Below are 17,092 nucleotides of genomic sequence, written 5' to 3'. Positions count from 1 at the left end.
CTTCTAATCTGCGGGAGTTTGGGATGCATCATACGTGCCGCTTTCTCGATCACCAAACGGCAAGATGTGGCAGGATCCTACAAAAGCAGTGGAAAGCAGCTACAAGCGGCAAGCTACAAGAGAATAGCCGTGCGTGCACATCTTGCAGCTTGAGGCGTGCCGCTAAGGGATCAACCCTGGCTTTCTTGCTCGGCTGCGGTTTGCGAATCGACAGCCTTCGAGCTGCTCCTCTTCCACTCACTCACAATCACCGCCACCACAATCAGCGCCGCCCCGACCATCGCAATCGGCGGAAAACGCTCCCCGGCAATCCGCCCGATCACCCCGGCCCACACCGGCTCTCCGGCATAGATCAACGTGGCCCGCGTCGGCGAAACACTTTGCTGCGCCCAGTTCATCGCCACCTGGATCACCGCGCTGGTCAAGCCCAGGCCCACGGCGCTGAACAGCAGCAGCCACGAGAACCCCGGCAGCGCCTCGCCCATCGGCACCACCATCAGGAACGACAGCAGCGACGCGGTGGCCAGTTGCACCACGGTGACCCGGCGCACATCCACCTGCCCGGCATAGGCGCTGATCAGAATGATCTCGGCCGCCACCGCCATCGCACAGATCAGTGTGGCGATTTCACCGGGGCTGAAGTTAAACGACGCGCCCGCAGGCCCCGTCAACAGCATCAACCCGGCAAACGCGAGCATGATGCCAAGGCTCGGCATCAACCCCGGGCGCCGCCCCAGCACCAGCCACTGCAGCAGCGGCACGCACGGCACATACAAGGCGGTGATAAACGCCGACTGGCTGCTCGGAATGGTCTGCAAGCCAATGGTCTGCAAACCGTAGCCGAACATGATCGACACGCCGATAAACACCCCGGCCTTCAACTCCAGCAGCGTCAGGTCGCGCAGGGTGTGCAAGGTAAAAAGGCTGACCACGATGGCCGCCGCAGCAAAGCGCAGGCCGACGAAAAACATTGGCCCGCTGACCGTCATCGCATGCTGCACCAGCAAAAAGGTGCCGCCCCAGATCATGGTGATCACCACCAGCAAGCATTCGGCTTTGCTTAAACGGTTGAAGCGCTTGGATGGGGTCGAGGTAGTCATGGCGGCTCTGAACTTGCACAGTAAGGACGCGGAACGCACAATGCGCCGCAAGCTGGGCAGTATACTGCGCACCCCCACCCATTGAGCAATATAGTGCACAAAGAAAATCCGCAACGGGCCTCGGTCCTGCAGCACGTCAGCCAGAACGTTCGTCGCCTGCGCCACGCCGCCGACATGAGCCAGACCGCACTCTCGGAAAAATCCGGGGTCAGCCGGCGCATGCTGGTCGCCATCGAAGCGGGGGAGAAGAACGTCAGCCTGTCCACCCTCGACCGCGTGGCCGAAGCGCTGGATGTGGCGTTCAGTGACCTGATCCAGGCCCCGGATGCGCCCGACCACAGCCGCATCAACGAACTGGCCTGGGCCGGTGAAATTCCCGGCAGCAAGGCCGTGTTGCTGGCCAAGGCAACCGCCCGGCGCGAAGTGGAATTGTGGGAGATGCGCCTGGAGCCGGGCGATCGCTACAGCCCCGAGCCAGACCCGGAAGGCTGGAGCGTGCAGCTGTTTGTCTTCGAAGGCAGCCTGACGCTGACCCTGGATGACGATGAAAAACACGTTGCCGCCGGTGAGTTCTATATGTTCGCCAGCCGCCAGGCCCACGCCTATCGCAATGATGGGGACGTGGCGGTGCGCTTTGTGCGCAACGTGGTCATCTAACTGTTTGCCCGGCAACAGTGGATGGACACTTTGCTGGTTTGAAACACGACCTTTCGCGTTATGACGCCAGCAACTAGCTGATTTAACTTAAGATTAATTTCAGGCACGACTCCTGCAATCACTCCAGCATCCCCTCGGAGCCTGGAGTCGGCCCATGTCAGCCCATCCTCAACACCCTGCCCACATCATCCGCTCGGACGCGGAAGCCATCGAGGTTGCCACGCGCCTGGCCGCACGGTTTGCGGTCGAGGCAAGCGCCCGCGACCGTGAGCGGCGTCTGCCCGTGGTCGAACTCGACGAATTTTCTGCCAGCGGCTTGTGGGGCATCACCATTCCCAAGGCCTACGGTGGCGCCGGAGTGTCCTATGTGACGGTAGCCGAGGTGATCAAGTTGATCTCCGCCGCCGACCCGTCACTGGGGCAGATCCCGCAAAACCACCTCGGCGTGGTGGATATCCTCCTGCAGACCGCTACTGAGGCACAAAAACAGCACTACTTCGGCAAAGTCCTGCAGGGCTACCGTTTTGGTAATGCCTTCTCCGAAGCCAAGAGCAAAAACGCCGGCACCTTCGACACCCAGATCCGTTTCCACGGCGACACCGCCCAGGTCAATGGTGAGAAGTTCTACTGCACCGGCGCGCTGTTCGCCCATATCGTGCCCACCGCCGGCAATAGCGAACACGACCAGGCGTTTATAGCCTTCGTCGAACGCGATGCGCCCGGCCTCACCGTTATCGACAACTGGGACGGCTTCGGCCAGCGCACCACCGCCAGCGGCGGTGTGACCCTCGACGGTGTGACCGTGCCCTTGAGTGCAGTGGTCCCCGCCCACTTGGCATTCGACCAACCCACCGCCGATGGTCCGATTTCGCAAATCATCCAGGCGGCGGTCGACACCGGCATTGCCCTCGGCGCACTGGAGCAAGCGAAGATCTTTGCCCGTCAGGCACGGCCTTGGATCGACAGCCAGCAGGAGCACGGCTGGCAAGACCCGTTCACCATCGCAGCGATCGGCGACCTGGAGTGGCGCGTGCACGGTACCGAGGCGATCCTGGTTAAAGCTGGAAAAGCCGTGGACCAGGCCCTTGCCGAACCCAATGAAGACACCGTCGCCAACGCCTCGCTGATCGTCGCCCAGGCCAAAGTCCTGTCGGCCGAAACCGCCTTGCTCGCCAGCAGCAAACTCTTCGAACTGGCCGGCACCCGCTCGGTGACCGGCAAGCACAACCTCGACCGCTTCTGGCGCAACGCGCGCACCCACACCCTGCACGACCCGGCCCGCTGGAAATACCACCTGATCGGCAACTTCGTGCTAAACGGCGTAAAGCCCGCGCGCCACGCCTGGAACTGAGGAACCTTATTTATGACCGCCCTGAACCAAGCGCGCCAACTACTGGAAAGCACCCGGCGCTTTATCCAGACCAGCGATGACCCCTACGTGATCAGCCGTTTCGGCGATTTGCAGATCCGCGTCGATGTTGCCGCCGCGTTGCTTGAGCGTGCCGAAACCCACCCAAGCCCTGTCGCCCTCACCGAAGCGCAGATCGCCGCCGCCGAAGCCTTGATCTTCGCCAGCAACACCGAATTTGAACTCACCGGCCAACGCACCGCACTGCCGCCGACCCTCGATGACCCACTGCGCTGGAAATACCAGGTTGTCGGCAACTACCACCTAAACGGAGTGCTTTGATGGCCCGTAAAATCCGTTTGAATGCCTTCGACATGAACTGTGTCGGCCACCAAAGTCCCGGCCTGTGGGCGCACCCGCGTGACCGCTCGTGGCAGTACAAGGACCTGGAATACTGGACCGACCTGGCGAAAATCCTCGAGCGCGGCAAGTTCGACGGCCTGTTTATCGCCGACGTGCTGGGTATCTACGACGTGTACAACGGCAACGGCGACGCCGCGATCCGCCAGGCCACGCAGGTGCCGGTCAACGATCCGCTGTCGCTGATCGCGCCGATGGCGCTGGTCACCGAGCACCTGGGTTTTGGCCTCACTGCTTCGTTGTCGTTTGAGCATCCGTATCCGTTTGCGCGGCGGCTCTCCACCCTCGATCACCTGACCAAGGGCCGTATTGGCTGGAACATCGTCACCTCCTACCTGGAAAGCGGCGCCAAGAACCTCGGCCAGAAAGCCCAGACCGAACACGACGCGCGCTACGACTACGCTGAGGAATACCTGGAGGTTTGCTACAAACTCTGGGAAGGCAGTTGGGAGGAAGGCGCAGTACTGCGTGATCGCGAACGCCGGATTTTCAGCGACCCGAGCAAGATCCACGAGATCCGCCATGTCGGCAAACACTTCCAGGTGCCCGGCATCCACCTCTGTGAGCCCTCGCCACAGCGCACGCCGGTGCTCTACCAGGCCGGTGCGTCCAGCCGTGGCAAGCAGTTCGCTGCCGAGCAGGCCGAGTGCGTGTTCGTCGCCGCGCCGTCCAAGGTACTGCTGAAAAAAACCGTTGCCGACATCCGCCGCCGTGCCGCCAAGGCCGGGCGTGATCCGAAAAAAATCCTGATCTTCAACTTGCAGACGGTGATCGTCGGCGAGACCGATGCCAAGGCCAAAGCCAAGTTTGACGAATACAAATCCTACGTCAGCTATGAAGGCGCCATGGCGCTGATCTCCGGCTGGACCGGGATTGATTTCAGCCAGTTCAAACCGGATGAGCCGCTCAAGCATGTGCACACCAATGCGATTCAATCGGCGGTGGAAGCGTTCTCCACGGCCGACCCGAACAAGGTCTGGACGCCGAACGAACTGGCGGATTGGGTCGGGATTGGTGGTTTTGGCCCGCTGTTTGTCGGCGGCCCGGAAACGGTCGCGGACCTGTTGCAGGAGTGGGTCGAAGAGACCGACGTGGACGGCTTCAACCTGGCCTATGCACTGACCCACGAAACCTTTATCGACGCCGTGGACCTGCTGGTGCCGGAGTTGCAGAAGCGTGGCGTGTACAAGACCGAATATGCCCAGGGCACGTTGCGCGAGAAGCTGTTTGGTGACGGTGCGCGATTGGCGCCGAACCACCCTGGCGCCGGCTACCGCGACCTGTCTGCCTTGCACGCTTCCAATGTGGGAGGGGGCTTGCTCCCGATAGCGGAGGGTCAGTTAGAACACCTGTGACTGACACACCGTCATCGGGAGCAAGCCCCCTCCCACCTGTGGATCTTCATTGTCAGATATACCCCGGCCAGCGGACCACCGCACGCTTACCACCCCAATAGGAGCATCCCCCCCTATGAGCGTGCACGAACTCAAACGTCCGCTGACGTTGGAATGGCCTGCCGAATTGCTCGGCAACCTGCCCAAGGCCCTCGACCAACTGCAGCACTGGGCGCAGATCACCCCGCTGCACACCGCCCTGCGCCACAAGCGCCAGGGCCAGTGGTATGCCTGGCGCTGGATCGATACCTTGCGCGATGTCGAGCGCCTGGCCGATGGTCTGCGCCAGCAGGGTTTCAGCGAACAGTCGCGGCTGGCCCTCAGCGGCGCTTTCGAACCGAACCTGTTGCTGCTCGCCTTGGCTGCCCAGTCTATCGGCGGGCAGGTGCTGACCGTGGCCGATGACCTAGAGCCCGAAGCCCTGCAGCAGCCGCTATGGCACATTCGCCCGACGCACGCCTATGTACAAAGTCGCCAGCAACAACGGCATTGGGCGGCCGTAGACCTGTTGGATTTCGGCCAATTGCTCGGCCCCTTAGACCCGGCCCAACACCTCAGCCGCTGGTGGCATCTCTCTGGTGAAACGGTGTTGTGGAGCGAGGAGGGCACCCAGTGGCAGGGCGGCCTCGCGGTGGTGCTGGAGCAATGGCTGAGCAGTGGCCACGGCCTGGCCTTCCCCGAAAGCCTGGCCTCGGCCCGGCGTGATCGCAGCGAAGTCGCGCCCACCGGCCTGCTGTTGTCGCCTGCGCGTCTGCAGCACCTGGCGGACGACATCGAGAGCCGCCTCGCGCCCCACGGCACCTTGCGCCGACGCCTGTGCGACTGGGCCATCGCCCACCCGCAAAACGGCCTGCGCCGCCTTTTGAAAAACCGCGTGCGCAAGCTGCTGGGTTTCCAGCGCCTGGCCTCTATCTGGCAACCACCCAGCACGCGAAAAACCGACAGCGATCCTGCGTGGCTGGCTGAGTTCAAACGGGATATCGCATGAGCCAGGCCATTCTCCAGGTGCGGGATATCTCGCTGTCATTCAAAGGCGTCAAGGCGATCAATGCCTTGTCCTTCGACGTACAACGCGGCGAGATCTGCGCGCTGATCGGCCCCAACGGCGCCGGCAAAAGCTCGTTGCTCAATGTGCTCAACGGCGTCTACCGCTTCGATGCCGGCGAGATCGTTTTCGAGGAACAACACTTCCACCGTATCGATCCCCTGGGGGCCGCGCGCCGAGGCATTGGCCGCACCTTTCAGAACAACGCACTGTTCAAGAAAATGAGCGTGCTCGACAACATCCTCACCGGCCTGTCGCGGCATCTGCGCAGCACCTTCATCGAGCAGGCCCTCGGCTTGCCCCGCGCACGGCGTGAAGCCGATGCGTTTCGCCTGCGCGCCCAGGGCATCCTCGAATTTTTGGAGTTGCAAGCCCACCGCGATGTACTGGTCGGCAACCTGTCCTACGGCCTGCAAAAACGTGTCGAGCTTGGCCGCGCGCTGATCGCCGGGCCCAGCCTGTTGCTACTGGACGAACCGATGGCCGGTATGAATGCCGAGGAAAAACAGGAAATGGCGCGCTTCGTCGCCGACGTGAACCGTGATCTGGGCACCACGGTGGTGTTGATCGAACACGACATGGCCGTGGTTATGGGCCTGTCCGACCATGTGGTGGTGCTTGACTACGGGCGCAAGGTCGGCGACGGCACGCCTGCCGAAGTTCAAGCCAACCCGGATGTGATCGCGGCTTATTTGGGAGTGACAAACGGATGACGTTTTTCTTCGAAACCCTGCTCGGCGGCCTGCTCGCCGGCACCATGTACTCCCTGGTCGCCATCGGCTTCGTGCTGATCTACAAGGCCAGCGGCGTGTTCAATTTCGCCCAGGGCTCGATGCTGCTGTTTGCCGCGCTGACCTTCGTCAGCCTGCATGACCAGGGCGTGCCGTTTGCCCTGGCGTTGTTGCTCACGGTGATCGTGATGATCGTCGGCGCCTTGCTCATCGAACGGCTGGTCTTGCGGCCGCTGGTGAACCGTTCGCAGATCACCCTGTTCATGGCCACGTTGGGCCTGTCGTTCATCATCGAAGGCCTGGCCCAGGGCCTGATGGGCTCGCAGGTGCGTGCGCTGGACCTGGGCATCGACGACGTGCCGCTGTTTGTCGGGCCGCTGATGCTCAGCCAGTTCGACCTGATTGCAGCGGCCGCTGCGGTGGTGCTGGTGACCGTGCTGGCGCTGCTGTTCAACAAGACCCGCATCGGCGTGTCGCTGCGCGCGGTGGCGGATGACACCACGGCGGCGCTGTCCATCGGCATCAACCTCAACCGTATCTGGCAGATCGTCTGGGCGGTGGCCGGGATTGTCGGGCTGGTGGCGGGGTTGCTGTGGGGCGCGCGCCAGGGCGTGCAGTTCTCGCTGTCGCTGGTGGTGCTCAAGGCCTTGCCAGTATTGATCATCGGCGGCTTCACCTCGATTGGCGGGGCGATTGTCGGCGGGCTGATTGTCGGCGCGGCGGAGAACCTAGCCGAGGTGTATATCGGCCCATTGATCGGTGGCGGCATCACGCCGTGGTTTGCCTACGTCCTGGCCCTGGCCTTCCTGTATATCCGTCCCGCCGGCCTGTTCGGCGAGCGCGCCATCGAGCGAGTCTGAAACCATGTCGATTCCCGTTGCTCAAGAAACCGCGCCGTTGCTGCTGATTCAGCGGCGCATTCCCTGGGGCCTGCTCGGCCTGTTGGCGCTGGCGTTTGTGGTAGTGCCGCTGTGGGGCAATGACTATTGGCTCAATGCGATCCTGATCCCTTTCCTGGTGTTGTCGCTGGCGGGGCTGGGCCTGAATTTGCTCACCGGCTACACCGGCCAAACGTCGGTGGGCGCCGCCGGCTTCATGGCCGTCGGCGCGTTCGCCACCTACGGCTTCCTGCTACGCCTGCCGGAGCTGGGACTGCCAGTGGCACTGCTCGGCGGGGGGATTATCAGCGCGTTGGTCGGCCTGTTGTTCGGCCTGCCCAGCTCGCGGATCAAGGGCTTCTACCTGATGGTCACCACCCTGGCCGCGCAGTTTTTCCTGGAGTGGCTGTTCGTCAAATTCCCCTGGTTCTACAACTACGGCTCGTCCGGGACCATCTCCGCGCCGAAGCTGGCGCTGTTCGGTCATGACCTCAACACGCCGCTGGGTCGTTACCTGCTGACGCTGGTCACGGTGCTGCTGTTGACCTGGACCGCTATCAACCTGGTGCGCAGCCAGGTGGGGCGCAACTGGATGGCGATCCGCGACATGGACACCGCCGCCGCCGTGGTCGGCATTCCGGTGGTGCGCTACAAGCGCCTGGCGTTCGCCGTCAGTTCGTTCTACCTCGGCATCGCCGGCGCGCTATGGGCCTTCGCCTACCTGGGCACGGCCAGCGCCAGCAGCTTCGATATCAATCGCTCATTCCAGATCCTGTTCATCATCATTATCGGTGGCATGGGCAGCATCGCCGGCAACTTTGTGGGCGCTGCGTTTATCAGTTTGCTGCCGATCTTCCTCAGCCACGCCGGGCAGGCGCTGTTCGGCGGTTCGGTGGATGCAGGGCAGTTGCAGAACCTGCAGAAAATCATTTTTGGCGTGTTGATCATCGTGTTCCTGATCAAGGAACCCGAGGGTTTGATTCGCCTGTTGCACAACCTGCGTGACCGTGTGCGGCAGTGGCCGCTGCGCTTCTAAAACATTCCCTTAAGAGAATCCTTCATGCGTGCATCCTTGAAACGTTCCCTGGCCGGCGCCGCCTTCGCGCTGGCTACCCTGGCCGGTGCTGTGCCCCAGGCAATGGCCTCGCCCGACCAGCAATTCATTCCCTTGGCGACCTATCGTGTTGGCGCCTACGCGTCCAGCGGCGTGCAGGTGTGGGCCGGGATGATCGACTACCTGCGGTATATCAACGAGGTCGAGGGCGGCATCAACGGCGTCAAACTGGTGTGGCAGGAATGCGAGACCGAGTGGACGGCGGAAAAGGGCATCGAGTGCTACGAGCGCTTCAAGAATGGCCTGGATGGCGCGCCGGTTGCGGTGTATCAGCCCAACGGCGCGCCTGCTGCGTATGCCCTGAGCGAGCGGGCGGAAGTGGACAAGATCCCGCTGATCACCCTCGGCTACGGCCGCACCGAAGCCACTGACGGCACGGTGTTCCCGTACAACTTCCCGGTGATGCTGACCTTCTACAGCGAGGCCTCGACCCTGGTGAACTACATCGCCCAGCGCGAAGGCGGCTTCGACAAACTCAAGGGCAAGAAGATCGCCACGGTCTACCACGACTCGGCCTACGGTCGCGAAACCCTCGGCCCGCTGAAACTGCTGGCGGAGAAATACGGCTTTGAAAATATCCAGATTCCGGTGGCCGATCCAGGTAATGAGCAATCGGCGCAATGGCGCCAGGTGCGCCAGGCCAACCCCGACTGGGTGTTCCTGCGTACCTGGGGCGTGTCCACACCGGTCGCGGTAAAAACCGCCGCGCGCTTCGGCTTCCCGGTGGACCATATCATCGGCGATATCTGGGCCAGTTCCAGCGAAGACGTATTGCCCGCAGGCGCTTCCGCCAAGGGCTACCTGGCGCTCACGCCTTACCCGGCGGGTGCCGACTTCGAGATCCACAAACGCCTCAAACAGTACGTGCTCGACAAGGGCCACAGCGACCTCAAGGACCTGAAAAACTTCGGCAGCGTCTACTACAACTCCGGCCTGGTGAACGCCGCCGTGGCGGTGGAAGCGATTCGCACCGGCCAGGCCAGGTTCGGCAAGCGCCCGCTCAACGGCGAGGAAGGCCGCTGGGGACTGGAACACCTGAACATCGACGACGCACGCCTCAAGGGCATGGGCTACCTGGGCCTGATGCAAAACCTCAAGCTGTCGTGCCGCGACCACGAAGGCGGCGGCTCGGCACGGGTGCAGCAGTGGGACGGCGCCAACTGGGCGTTGATCAGCGACTGGATCGCCGCCGACCGCGCGCTGTTGCGCCCGCTGATCGACGAAAAATCCGCCGCCTTCGCCAAGGAAAAAGGCCTGACGCCACGCACCTGCACCGGGGATGAATAAACCATGAGCCAGCCCGCCGCTGAATCGGCCACCCCGTCGCTGTTAACCGTCAACGACATCGAAGTGATCTACGACGGCGCGATCCTCGCGGTGGCCGGGGTGTCACTGAGCGTGCCCAAGGGCGCCATCGTCGCCTTGTTGGGCGCGAATGGCGCGGGCAAGAGCACCACGCTCAAGGCGATCTCCGGGCTGTTGCGCGCCGAACGCGCCGAGGTCAGCCGTGGCGTGATCGAATACGCCGGTCGCGACCTGGCCAGCATTGACCCCAGCCAGCGCGTGCGCCAGGGCATGGTGCATGTGCTGGAAGGTCGGCATGTGTTCGGCCAACTCACGGTGGAAGACAACCTGCGCAGCGGCGGCTTTGTGCGGCGCCTGAGCCGCAAGGACATGGAACACGACCTGGAACGCCTCTACGCCTGGTTCCCAAGGCTCAAGACCAAGCGCCACACCCGCGCCGGGCTCACCTCCGGTGGCGAGCAGCAAATGGTCGCCATCGGCCGGGCGTTGATGACACGTCCTACTTTGGTACTGCTCGACGAGCCGTCGATGGGTTTGGCGCCTATGATCGTGCAGGAGATTTTCCAGATCATCGCGCAGCTCAACCGCGAGCAGCAGGTGAGCTTCCTGATCGCCGAGCAGAACATCAACGTCGCGCTCAACTATGCGTCCCAAGGCTACGTGCTGGATACTGGGCGGGTGGTCCTGAGCGGCAGCGCCGCCGAGTTGCTGGCGCGGGGTGATTTGCATGACATTTATCTGGGTAAACAGTAAGGGCGAATCTGCATGACTGAATCCATCCGCAACGCTGATGTGCTGATCATCGGCGGCGGCCTGAGCGGCACGATGCTGGCCGTGCAACTGCTGCGCCTGCCTGGCCAGCGGCGCATCCTGGTGATAGAGCCGCGCTCGGAACTCGGCCGTGGCGAGGCCTATAGCGCTGTCGAACTGGGCCACACCTTGAACGGCAATGCGGCGCGCATGAGCGTCGACCCGGACAATGCCGACGACCTGACCCAATGGCTCACCGACTACATCGGCGCCGGGGGTTGGCCGCAGTCGAACCAGCAGCACGTGCCCATCAGCGAACTGTTCCCGCCACGCGGGATTTTCGGGTTGTACGCACAGCAGCGGTTGGCTGAAGCCAAGGCGCTATCCGCATCTACCGTTGAGCATGTGCGCGCGGAAGGGGTCGACCTGCAAGTCGATGCAGACTCGACCCTGCTGACCCTCGATAACGGCCAGCAACTGCGCGGTACCCATGCGGTATTGGCCACGGGCATGTTCCCGGCGGCGCGCACGCCGCAAACCGAATCCAGCGGTTTGAACGCCGCCGCTGTGGACCCCTGGGACGTGCAGGCCATGACTCAACTCGACCCGCAGTCGACGGTGCTGATCATCGGTTCAGGGCTGACCATGGTCGATGCCGTGGTGTCTCTGGAACAGGCCGGGCATCGCGGGCCCATCGAAGTTTTTTCACGTCACGGCCTGCTGCCCCATGTACGGCGGCAACCGCCGAGCTGGGCGGATTTTCTCGCCGCGGACCACAGCCTGCGCAGCCCTCGGCAATTGCTGTGTGAGGTGCGTCGCCAATGCCGGCTTGCGCTGGCGCAGGGCATCGATTGGCAGGCGCCGCTGGACACCGTACGCGCGCATATCGGCCGGTTGTGGAGCCAGGCCAGCGAGCGTGAGAAGCGCCAGTTTGTGCGGCATGTACGGCCGTGGTGGGAAAGCCATCACCACCGCTCGCCGCCGTTGAGTGCGCAGTTGGTGGCGCGGCTGTATGAAGAGGGGCGGTTGCGGATTCGGGCAGCTTCGTTCAAGGGACTGGAGCGTTCGTTGAGCGGGGTCAGCATCCGCTTGCGTCACCGTGGCGAGCACGCGATCAGCGAGGTTTCAGGCGCGGCGTTGATCAACTCCAGCGGCATCGAATACGACTGGCGGCGCGTGGCCCGGCCGTTGCCGCAGCAGTTGCTCAAGCGTGGGTTGATCCAGCCTGGGCCGTTGGCGTTGGGGATTGCGGCGGATGTGTCAGGGGCGGTGCTGGATGCTCACGGCCAGGTCAGCCAGCGACTGTTCGCCATGGGCCCGCCGTTGCGGGGGATGTGGTGGGAGAGTACGGCGGTCACTGATGTGGCGATTCAAGCCAAAGCGCTGGCCGCCAAGCTCACACACATCTAATTGATCGTTCCCACGCTCCGCGTGGGAATGCCGCCCTGGACGCTCTGCGTCCGCTCTTAAAACCGTGACGCAGAGCGTCACAACCTGCATTCCCACGCGGAGCGTGGGAACGATCAAGCGCGTGGGAACGATCAGGGAAGGGGCGCTTTCACAAAACCGGGTTTCAGGCCGAACACTTCAACTCCCTGCGGCGTCGATTGCCCGGTGGTCACTTTTACCCGCTCCACCGGGCCATCCATCGCCGCCCGATACTCGACCGTCATGTCCGGCTGGATCGCCTGGCCCGGAATCACCATCGCCTGCTCATTGTTGTAAGTCACAATCGTCAACCGCGCACTCATCCCCAACCGCACCCGTTGCAATTGCTCAGGCGTCAGCTTGGGAATCGACAGCGTTACCGGAAACTGCGCACTACCCTGGCTGTCGCTGGCGATCGCCAACCCGCTGACCACACTCACCGACCCGCTCAGCCGCTCGCCGTCAAACCCGTCACCGAGCACTTCCACCGCCTGGCCCTGGTGCAGCTGGTTGATGTCCAGCTCGGAAACCCTGGCGACGATTTTAAGCCGTTCGATATTGGCCAGGCCGAACAGCACCTGCCCTTGACTGACCTTGCTGCCGGCCTGCACCGGCGCGTTGTTGCTGCCACCTGCCTGTGGCGCGTTATTGCCCGGCGCAGGCACCACGATGCCGGAGAACGGCGCCTTGACCTCCTTGCCTTCAAGCAGCGTGCGCAGGGCGTCGTATTTCACCGTGGCATTGGTCAATTCCATCTCGGCGATCTGCCGGTATTCGCCCTTGCCCTGATCCAGTGCCTGCTGCAGTTCACTGCGCGCGGCGGCCAGGTCGAGCTGTTGCTGCTGGCTCTGTTGTTTAAGGTCGTCCAACTCGTTGCGGGGGATGATGCCGCGCTGGAACAGGTTTTCGCTTTCGGTGAGTTTGCGTTGGGTGTTGCCGGCGGTCATTTCTGTAGTGCGCAGGCTGCGGCGGGCGCGGCTGACGGTGGGGCTGCTGTCCCAGTCCTGCATTTCCTGCACCGTGCGCCGGGCCTTGAGCTGGGCGGAGAGGGCGTCGCGCAGCTGCACTTCGAGGGTGGCCGGGTCCATGCGCAGCAGCACCTGGCCGGCGGCGACCCGCTGGCCTTGCTCAACCAGGTTGGCTTGCACATTGCCGTCGAAGGGCGCGGTGAGGATGAGCGTGGTGTCGGGCTCGATCTTGCCCACCAGGCCGATCTGGTGCACCAGCGGATCAGGCTTTACCGCCAGCCATTGCTCGGTGGCGGTGGCCGGGTCTGAGGCGGGGTTGCGCAGGGCCAGCCCCGCACAGGCCAGCAGCACGATCAACACAGCCGCCAGCAGGCGTTTTCGATTAATAGTCATTGAGGGCGATTTCCCAGCTTTCCAGCGTCATGCCCAGGGTCAGATCGAGCTGGGTCTGGGCGTTCAAATAGGCGATCAGTGCGTTGAGCTGCGCGTTTTCGGCGTTGCGCAGGTCGGCCTCGAAGCTCAGCACCTGGAAGTTGGTGGAGCGCCCAGCGCTGAGTTTTTCCCGTTCGATTTCGATCTTGCGCCGCGACAGCGCCACGGCGCGCTGGGCGATTTCATATTGGCGCCAGCGGGTGCCGAGGTCGCGCACCACATCGTTGACGCTGCGCTCCAGCGCCTGACGTGCATCGGTGATGCGGATCTCCTGATCCTCGACATTCACCCGCGCGCGCACTTCGGCCTGGCGCGTGCTGATGTCGCCGATGGGGATCTGCACCTGTACCCCGGCGTAGCTGTCCCAGCTGCGGTTGTTGCTGTTGCCGGCATCGTTGTTGTAGGCGTCGCGTATCTGATTCGCGCCGGCCACCAAGTCGACTTGCCAGCGCCCGGAGTCCTTGGCGATCACCAGGTTGAGGTCGGCCTGCTGGCTGCCGAGCAGGGCGGCAAGGTATTCCGGCTGCTGGTTCTGCGCCAGGTTGAAGGCCTGGCGCTTGTCGATCTGCATGGGTTTGGCCTCCAGGGCTTCGGTGGCGCGAATCGGTGTCGACAGGTCCAGCGCCAGCAGGCGCAGCAACGCCAGGCGGTTGGTGTCGAGTTGGTTTTGCGCTTCTTCCACGCCGAGTTGCTGGGTGGCGATATCGGCTTCGGTCTGCACGATTTCGAACTCGGCCATGCGCCCGGCGCTGATCAACGCCCTGTTCACCTCCAGCAGGGTGCCGGAGCGCTTGAGGGCATCCTGCACGATGCTTAGTTGTTCCTGGGCGCGTAGCAGTTCGCGGTAGGTGGCGATGATCTGGCTGATGGTTTGCGCCACGGTGGCCTTGAGGTTCAGGCGGTTGGCCTGCTCCGACAGGCGCGACAGGCGCAGCGGCGCGGTGGTGGCGTCCCAACCGGCGCCGCGCATCAGTGGCTGGATGATTGCCAGGTCGAGGCCGTCGCTGCGGTAGCGGCCGGCGCGATCGGCGTTGTTCAGTTGCTGGGTCCAGGCCATGCTCAAGCGGGTACCGTACTCGCCGAGCAGGCTGGTGGACGGCGCGAGATTGGCGTTGCGTGCGTTGTCCTGGGAACCGCGGGTGCTGCGGTAGTAACTGTTGAGCGTGAGCTTGGGGTTGAACACGTCTTCGGCGACCCGCAGGTCGAACTTCTGCGCGACCCGCTGCAGGTAGGCGCTGCGAATCGCCGGGTTGTTACGCAGGCCCAGGTACACCGCGTCGCCCAGGGTCAGTGTGGTGACCTGGGCATTCAGCGACACGCTGCGGTCATAGCCGCTGCGGGTGGTGCTGGGCGCTGACGGCGTGATGAGCACATCGGCGGCCACGCCGTGCAGGCTGACCAAAACGAACAACCACAGCCATTTACTCATCACGCAGGGCCTCCACCGGCTGCAACCGTGAGGCCGAGACGGCCGGGTAGATGCCAAAGAACAAGCCCACCAGCAAGGTACTGCCCACGCCCAGAGGCAAGGCGGCGACGGCCAGGGAAAACTGCCAGCCCGACAGCCACGCATAGAGCCAGGCGGCGGTCATGCCGAGTACCGCGCCGCACAGCGCACCCACGGCAGTGAGGGTGACGGCTTCAAGCAGGAACAGGTTGCGGATATCCCGCTGGCGCGCACCCAGGGCCATGCGAATGCCGATCTCGCGGCGGCGCTCCGAGACATTCATCAGCATCACGTTCATCACTCCGACGCCGCCGCCCACCAGGGAAATCGCGCCCAATGCCAGCAGCAGGTAGGCGAAGGTGCGGCTTTGGCGGGTCATGCCGTCGATCATTTGCTGGGGCACCTGAATCTCGACCGTGTGTTCAGTCAGCTGGCTACTCAGGGCGATGGCCGCTTCCCGGGCGATGCGTTCCATGTCCTGGTCGGGTGCCGCGCGGATGATCACGTTGCTGATTTGCGGCGTGGCATAAATGCGGCGCATGCCGTCGGCGGGAACGAACAGCGATTCGTTGGCCTGCACCGGCATCAGCATGGCGCGGGGCTGGTCGCGCAGGATGCCTACCACCAGAAACAGGTAGTCGTTGATGCGCACGCGGTCGCCGAGCTGCAACGGATCGCCGGGGGCGCTCAGGGCTTCGGCCAGTTGGTCGCCGATCACGCCGTAGGTCTCATTGGCGTCGAAGGGCGAGAGGAAGCGTCCCTCGCGCAAGGGCAGGCGCATGGCGTGCTGGATATTCGCAGTGCTGCCGACAAAGTTGGCGTTGACGGTGCGGCCGTGGAATACGATGGGCCCGCTGAACAGCGTGAGGGCGCCGATGTGCGCGATGCCCGGCACGGCTTGGCGCACGGCGTCGAGATCAAGGCGGGTGCGCATGGGCACGTTGTTGCTACCCTTGGCCGGGAACTGCACGACCAGCGTGTCAGTGCCCATGTCCTTGAAAATCATCGCCGCATCCACCGCCGCGTTATGCCCGATGTTGATCAGTGCCACCACCGACGAACTGCCGATCACAATGCCCAGTAAGGCCAGGATCGAGCGTTTGCCCAGGGTGCGCAGGCTGACGAAGGCTTCATGCAGCAGTTGGCTCAGGCTCTGTTCGACCCGCAGGCTCATGGATGGCCGGCCTCGTGCACCGCGCCGTTGCGCACCAGGATCTTGCGTTCCAGGCGTTCGGCGATGTGCGAGTCGTGGGTGACGATGATCAGCGTGACCTGCTGCTCGCGGTTGAGCGCCAGGAGCAGGTCCATGATCTCCTGGGCGGTGGTGCTGTCGAGGTTGCCGGTGGGTTCATCGGCGAGAATCACCGAGGGGTTGCCGACCAGCGCGCGGGCAATCGCCACGCGCTGGCGTTGACCGCCGGACAGATCGGCAGGGCGATGGTGGGCGCGTTCGGCCAGGCCGACCTGTTCCAGCATGCGCAGGGCCTGCTCCACCGATTCATGGCGCGATACGCCGCGATAACTCAGGGGCAGGGCGACGTTGTCCAGCGCACTGAGGCGCGGCAGCAGGTTGAAACTCTGGAACACGAAGCCGATCTGCTGGTTGCGGATCGCTGCCAGTTCATCGGGGCTGGCGCTGAAAATATCGTGGCCGGCAAAGTGGTACTGGCCGCCGTTGGGCAAGTCCAGCAAGCCGAGGATATTGAGCAGGGTGCTTTTGCCGGACCCCGAGGCGCCGAGGATGCCGCAGCTGTCACCGCGGGCGATGGACAGGCACACATCATTGAGAATGGGCAGGTGCTGGCCGGCCAGCTGATAGCTTTTGCCGATGCCTTGCAGGGAAATCAAGCCTGGGTGCGCGGGGGTCTCTGTCATCATGACTACGCCTGCAGTCTCGACGGTGCCGTCATGCCCCCGGAAAATCTTTGTAACGAGTTCGGGAGCTGCCTGGTACGCGTCACGGACTGGTTTTGTTTCTTGTTTTTAAAATATTGTTTGAATGTCGTTTGAATAGTAACCGCGATCAATGCGCTTCGCCAGCCATGGATGTAGAGCGGTTTTACGCCTTGAAATGA

The 17,092-nt window shown here is 63.2% G+C and carries 16 protein-coding genes; 11 read left to right on the top strand and 5 right to left on the bottom strand.

Going from position 1 to position 17,092, the window contains the following annotated elements; all coding sequences use genetic code 11:
- Positions 1-170: 170 nt before the first annotated feature.
- Positions 171-1,100 carry a DMT family transporter gene (locus ACR52_RS20495; RefSeq protein ID WP_048728698.1) on the bottom strand — a complete coding sequence of 310 codons (930 nt, stop codon included), beginning with the start codon at positions 1,098-1,100 and terminating at the stop codon, positions 171-173.
- Between the two features lie 93 nt (positions 1,101-1,193).
- Between ACR52_RS20495 and ACR52_RS20490 the strand changes: the two genes are divergently transcribed.
- The 11 genes from ACR52_RS20490 (at position 1,194) to ACR52_RS20440 (ending at position 12,152) form a co-directional block, all read left to right on the top strand.
- Positions 1,194-1,757 (top strand): helix-turn-helix domain-containing protein, encoded by a 564-nt coding sequence (locus ACR52_RS20490; protein ID WP_048728695.1) that lies wholly within the window; start codon positions 1,194-1,196, stop codon positions 1,755-1,757.
- Positions 1,758-1,911: 154 nt separating this feature from the next.
- On the top strand, positions 1,912-3,108 hold the full coding sequence (locus ACR52_RS20485; protein WP_048728692.1) for an SfnB family sulfur acquisition oxidoreductase: 1,197 nt from the start codon (positions 1,912-1,914) through the stop codon (positions 3,106-3,108).
- Positions 3,109-3,120: 12 nt separating this feature from the next.
- Positions 3,121-3,447 carry an acyl-CoA dehydrogenase gene (locus tag ACR52_RS20480; RefSeq protein WP_048728690.1) on the top strand — a complete coding sequence of 109 codons (327 nt, stop codon included), beginning with the start codon at positions 3,121-3,123 and terminating at the stop codon, positions 3,445-3,447.
- Positions 3,447-4,880, top strand: coding sequence for an LLM class flavin-dependent oxidoreductase (locus ACR52_RS20475; RefSeq protein ID WP_048728687.1), 1,434 nt, complete (start codon positions 3,447-3,449; stop codon positions 4,878-4,880). The genes ACR52_RS20480 and ACR52_RS20475 overlap by 1 nt, the downstream gene beginning before the upstream one ends.
- 115 nt (positions 4,881-4,995) lie before the next feature.
- Positions 4,996-5,907, top strand: coding sequence for an AMP-binding protein (locus tag ACR52_RS20470; RefSeq protein WP_048728683.1), 912 nt, complete (start codon positions 4,996-4,998; stop codon positions 5,905-5,907).
- Complete coding sequence (locus ACR52_RS20465) at positions 5,904-6,677, top strand: ABC transporter ATP-binding protein (RefSeq protein WP_048728681.1); 774 nt, start codon at positions 5,904-5,906, stop codon at positions 6,675-6,677. The genes ACR52_RS20470 and ACR52_RS20465 overlap by 4 nt, the downstream gene beginning before the upstream one ends.
- Complete coding sequence (locus ACR52_RS20460) at positions 6,674-7,555, top strand: branched-chain amino acid ABC transporter permease (protein WP_048728678.1); 882 nt, start codon at positions 6,674-6,676, stop codon at positions 7,553-7,555. Before ACR52_RS20465 ends, ACR52_RS20460 begins: the two co-directional genes overlap by 4 nt.
- 4 nt (positions 7,556-7,559) lie before the next feature.
- Positions 7,560-8,609 carry a branched-chain amino acid ABC transporter permease gene (locus tag ACR52_RS20455; RefSeq protein WP_048728676.1) on the top strand — a complete coding sequence of 350 codons (1,050 nt, stop codon included), beginning with the start codon at positions 7,560-7,562 and terminating at the stop codon, positions 8,607-8,609.
- Positions 8,610-8,633: 24 nt separating this feature from the next.
- Positions 8,634-9,974: an ABC transporter substrate-binding protein gene (locus ACR52_RS20450; RefSeq protein ID WP_048728673.1), complete on the top strand. Its 1,341-nt coding sequence runs from the start codon at positions 8,634-8,636 to the stop codon at positions 9,972-9,974.
- A 3-nt stretch (positions 9,975-9,977) separates the two neighbouring features.
- Positions 9,978-10,745: an ABC transporter ATP-binding protein gene (locus ACR52_RS20445; RefSeq protein WP_048728668.1), complete on the top strand. Its 768-nt coding sequence runs from the start codon at positions 9,978-9,980 to the stop codon at positions 10,743-10,745.
- Between the two features lie 12 nt (positions 10,746-10,757).
- Positions 10,758-12,152: an FAD/NAD(P)-binding protein gene (locus ACR52_RS20440; RefSeq protein WP_048728663.1), complete on the top strand. Its 1,395-nt coding sequence runs from the start codon at positions 10,758-10,760 to the stop codon at positions 12,150-12,152.
- A 131-nt stretch (positions 12,153-12,283) separates the two neighbouring features.
- Here the strand turns inward: ACR52_RS20440 and ACR52_RS20435 are convergent, their stop codons facing one another.
- The 4 genes from ACR52_RS20435 to ACR52_RS20420 are packed head-to-tail and all read right to left on the bottom strand — an operon-like array spanning position 12,284 to position 16,895.
- The gene (locus ACR52_RS20435) at positions 12,284-13,531 is read right to left on the bottom strand and encodes an efflux RND transporter periplasmic adaptor subunit (protein WP_048728659.1); all 1,248 of its coding nucleotides are present in this window, start codon (positions 13,529-13,531) and stop codon (positions 12,284-12,286) included.
- Positions 13,521-14,999 carry a TolC family protein gene (locus ACR52_RS20430; RefSeq protein ID WP_048728656.1) on the bottom strand — a complete coding sequence of 493 codons (1,479 nt, stop codon included), beginning with the start codon at positions 14,997-14,999 and terminating at the stop codon, positions 13,521-13,523. The genes ACR52_RS20435 and ACR52_RS20430 overlap by 11 nt, the downstream gene beginning before the upstream one ends.
- On the bottom strand, positions 14,992-16,191 hold the full coding sequence (locus tag ACR52_RS20425; protein ID WP_048728654.1) for an ABC transporter permease: 1,200 nt from the start codon (positions 16,189-16,191) through the stop codon (positions 14,992-14,994). The genes ACR52_RS20430 and ACR52_RS20425 overlap by 8 nt, the downstream gene beginning before the upstream one ends.
- Complete coding sequence (locus ACR52_RS20420) at positions 16,188-16,895, bottom strand: ABC transporter ATP-binding protein (protein ID WP_048728651.1); 708 nt, start codon at positions 16,893-16,895, stop codon at positions 16,188-16,190. The genes ACR52_RS20425 and ACR52_RS20420 overlap by 4 nt, the downstream gene beginning before the upstream one ends.
- Between the last annotated feature and the right edge of the window lie 197 nt (positions 16,896-17,092).

Origin of the sequence: Pseudomonas fildesensis (genome assembly GCF_001050345.1) — a bacterium.
In the GTDB taxonomy this organism is placed as follows: domain Bacteria; phylum Pseudomonadota; class Gammaproteobacteria; order Pseudomonadales; family Pseudomonadaceae; genus Aquipseudomonas; species Aquipseudomonas fildesensis.
Note: the sequence above shows the minus strand (reverse complement) of the source record. Positions and strands in the feature narration are given on the sequence as shown.

Excerpts from the sequence above, each read along its gene's own strand:
- ACR52_RS20420 (WP_048728651.1), bottom strand. The coding sequence starts at position 16,895 with ATGATGACAGAGACCCCCGCGCACCCAGGCTTGATTTCCCTGCAAGGC.
- ACR52_RS20470 (WP_048728683.1), top strand. The coding sequence starts at position 4,996 with ATGAGCGTGCACGAACTCAAACGTCCGCTGACGTTGGAATGGCCTGCC.
- ACR52_RS20430 (WP_048728656.1), bottom strand. The coding sequence starts at position 14,999 with ATGAGTAAATGGCTGTGGTTGTTCGTTTTGGTCAGCCTGCACGGCGTG.
- ACR52_RS20465 (WP_048728681.1), top strand. The coding sequence starts at position 5,904 with ATGAGCCAGGCCATTCTCCAGGTGCGGGATATCTCGCTGTCATTCAAA.
- ACR52_RS20485 (WP_048728692.1), top strand. The coding sequence starts at position 1,912 with ATGTCAGCCCATCCTCAACACCCTGCCCACATCATCCGCTCGGACGCG.
- ACR52_RS20435 (WP_048728659.1), bottom strand. The coding sequence starts at position 13,531 with ATGACTATTAATCGAAAACGCCTGCTGGCGGCTGTGTTGATCGTGCTG.
- ACR52_RS20480 (WP_048728690.1), top strand. The coding sequence starts at position 3,121 with ATGACCGCCCTGAACCAAGCGCGCCAACTACTGGAAAGCACCCGGCGC.
- ACR52_RS20425 (WP_048728654.1), bottom strand. The coding sequence starts at position 16,191 with ATGAGCCTGCGGGTCGAACAGAGCCTGAGCCAACTGCTGCATGAAGCC.
- ACR52_RS20475 (WP_048728687.1), top strand. The coding sequence starts at position 3,447 with ATGGCCCGTAAAATCCGTTTGAATGCCTTCGACATGAACTGTGTCGGC.
- ACR52_RS20445 (WP_048728668.1), top strand. The coding sequence starts at position 9,978 with ATGAGCCAGCCCGCCGCTGAATCGGCCACCCCGTCGCTGTTAACCGTC.
- ACR52_RS20450 (WP_048728673.1), top strand. The coding sequence starts at position 8,634 with ATGCGTGCATCCTTGAAACGTTCCCTGGCCGGCGCCGCCTTCGCGCTG.
- ACR52_RS20455 (WP_048728676.1), top strand. The coding sequence starts at position 7,560 with ATGTCGATTCCCGTTGCTCAAGAAACCGCGCCGTTGCTGCTGATTCAG.
- ACR52_RS20495 (WP_048728698.1), bottom strand. The coding sequence starts at position 1,100 with ATGACTACCTCGACCCCATCCAAGCGCTTCAACCGTTTAAGCAAAGCC.
- ACR52_RS20440 (WP_048728663.1), top strand. The coding sequence starts at position 10,758 with ATGACTGAATCCATCCGCAACGCTGATGTGCTGATCATCGGCGGCGGC.
- ACR52_RS20460 (WP_048728678.1), top strand. The coding sequence starts at position 6,674 with ATGACGTTTTTCTTCGAAACCCTGCTCGGCGGCCTGCTCGCCGGCACC.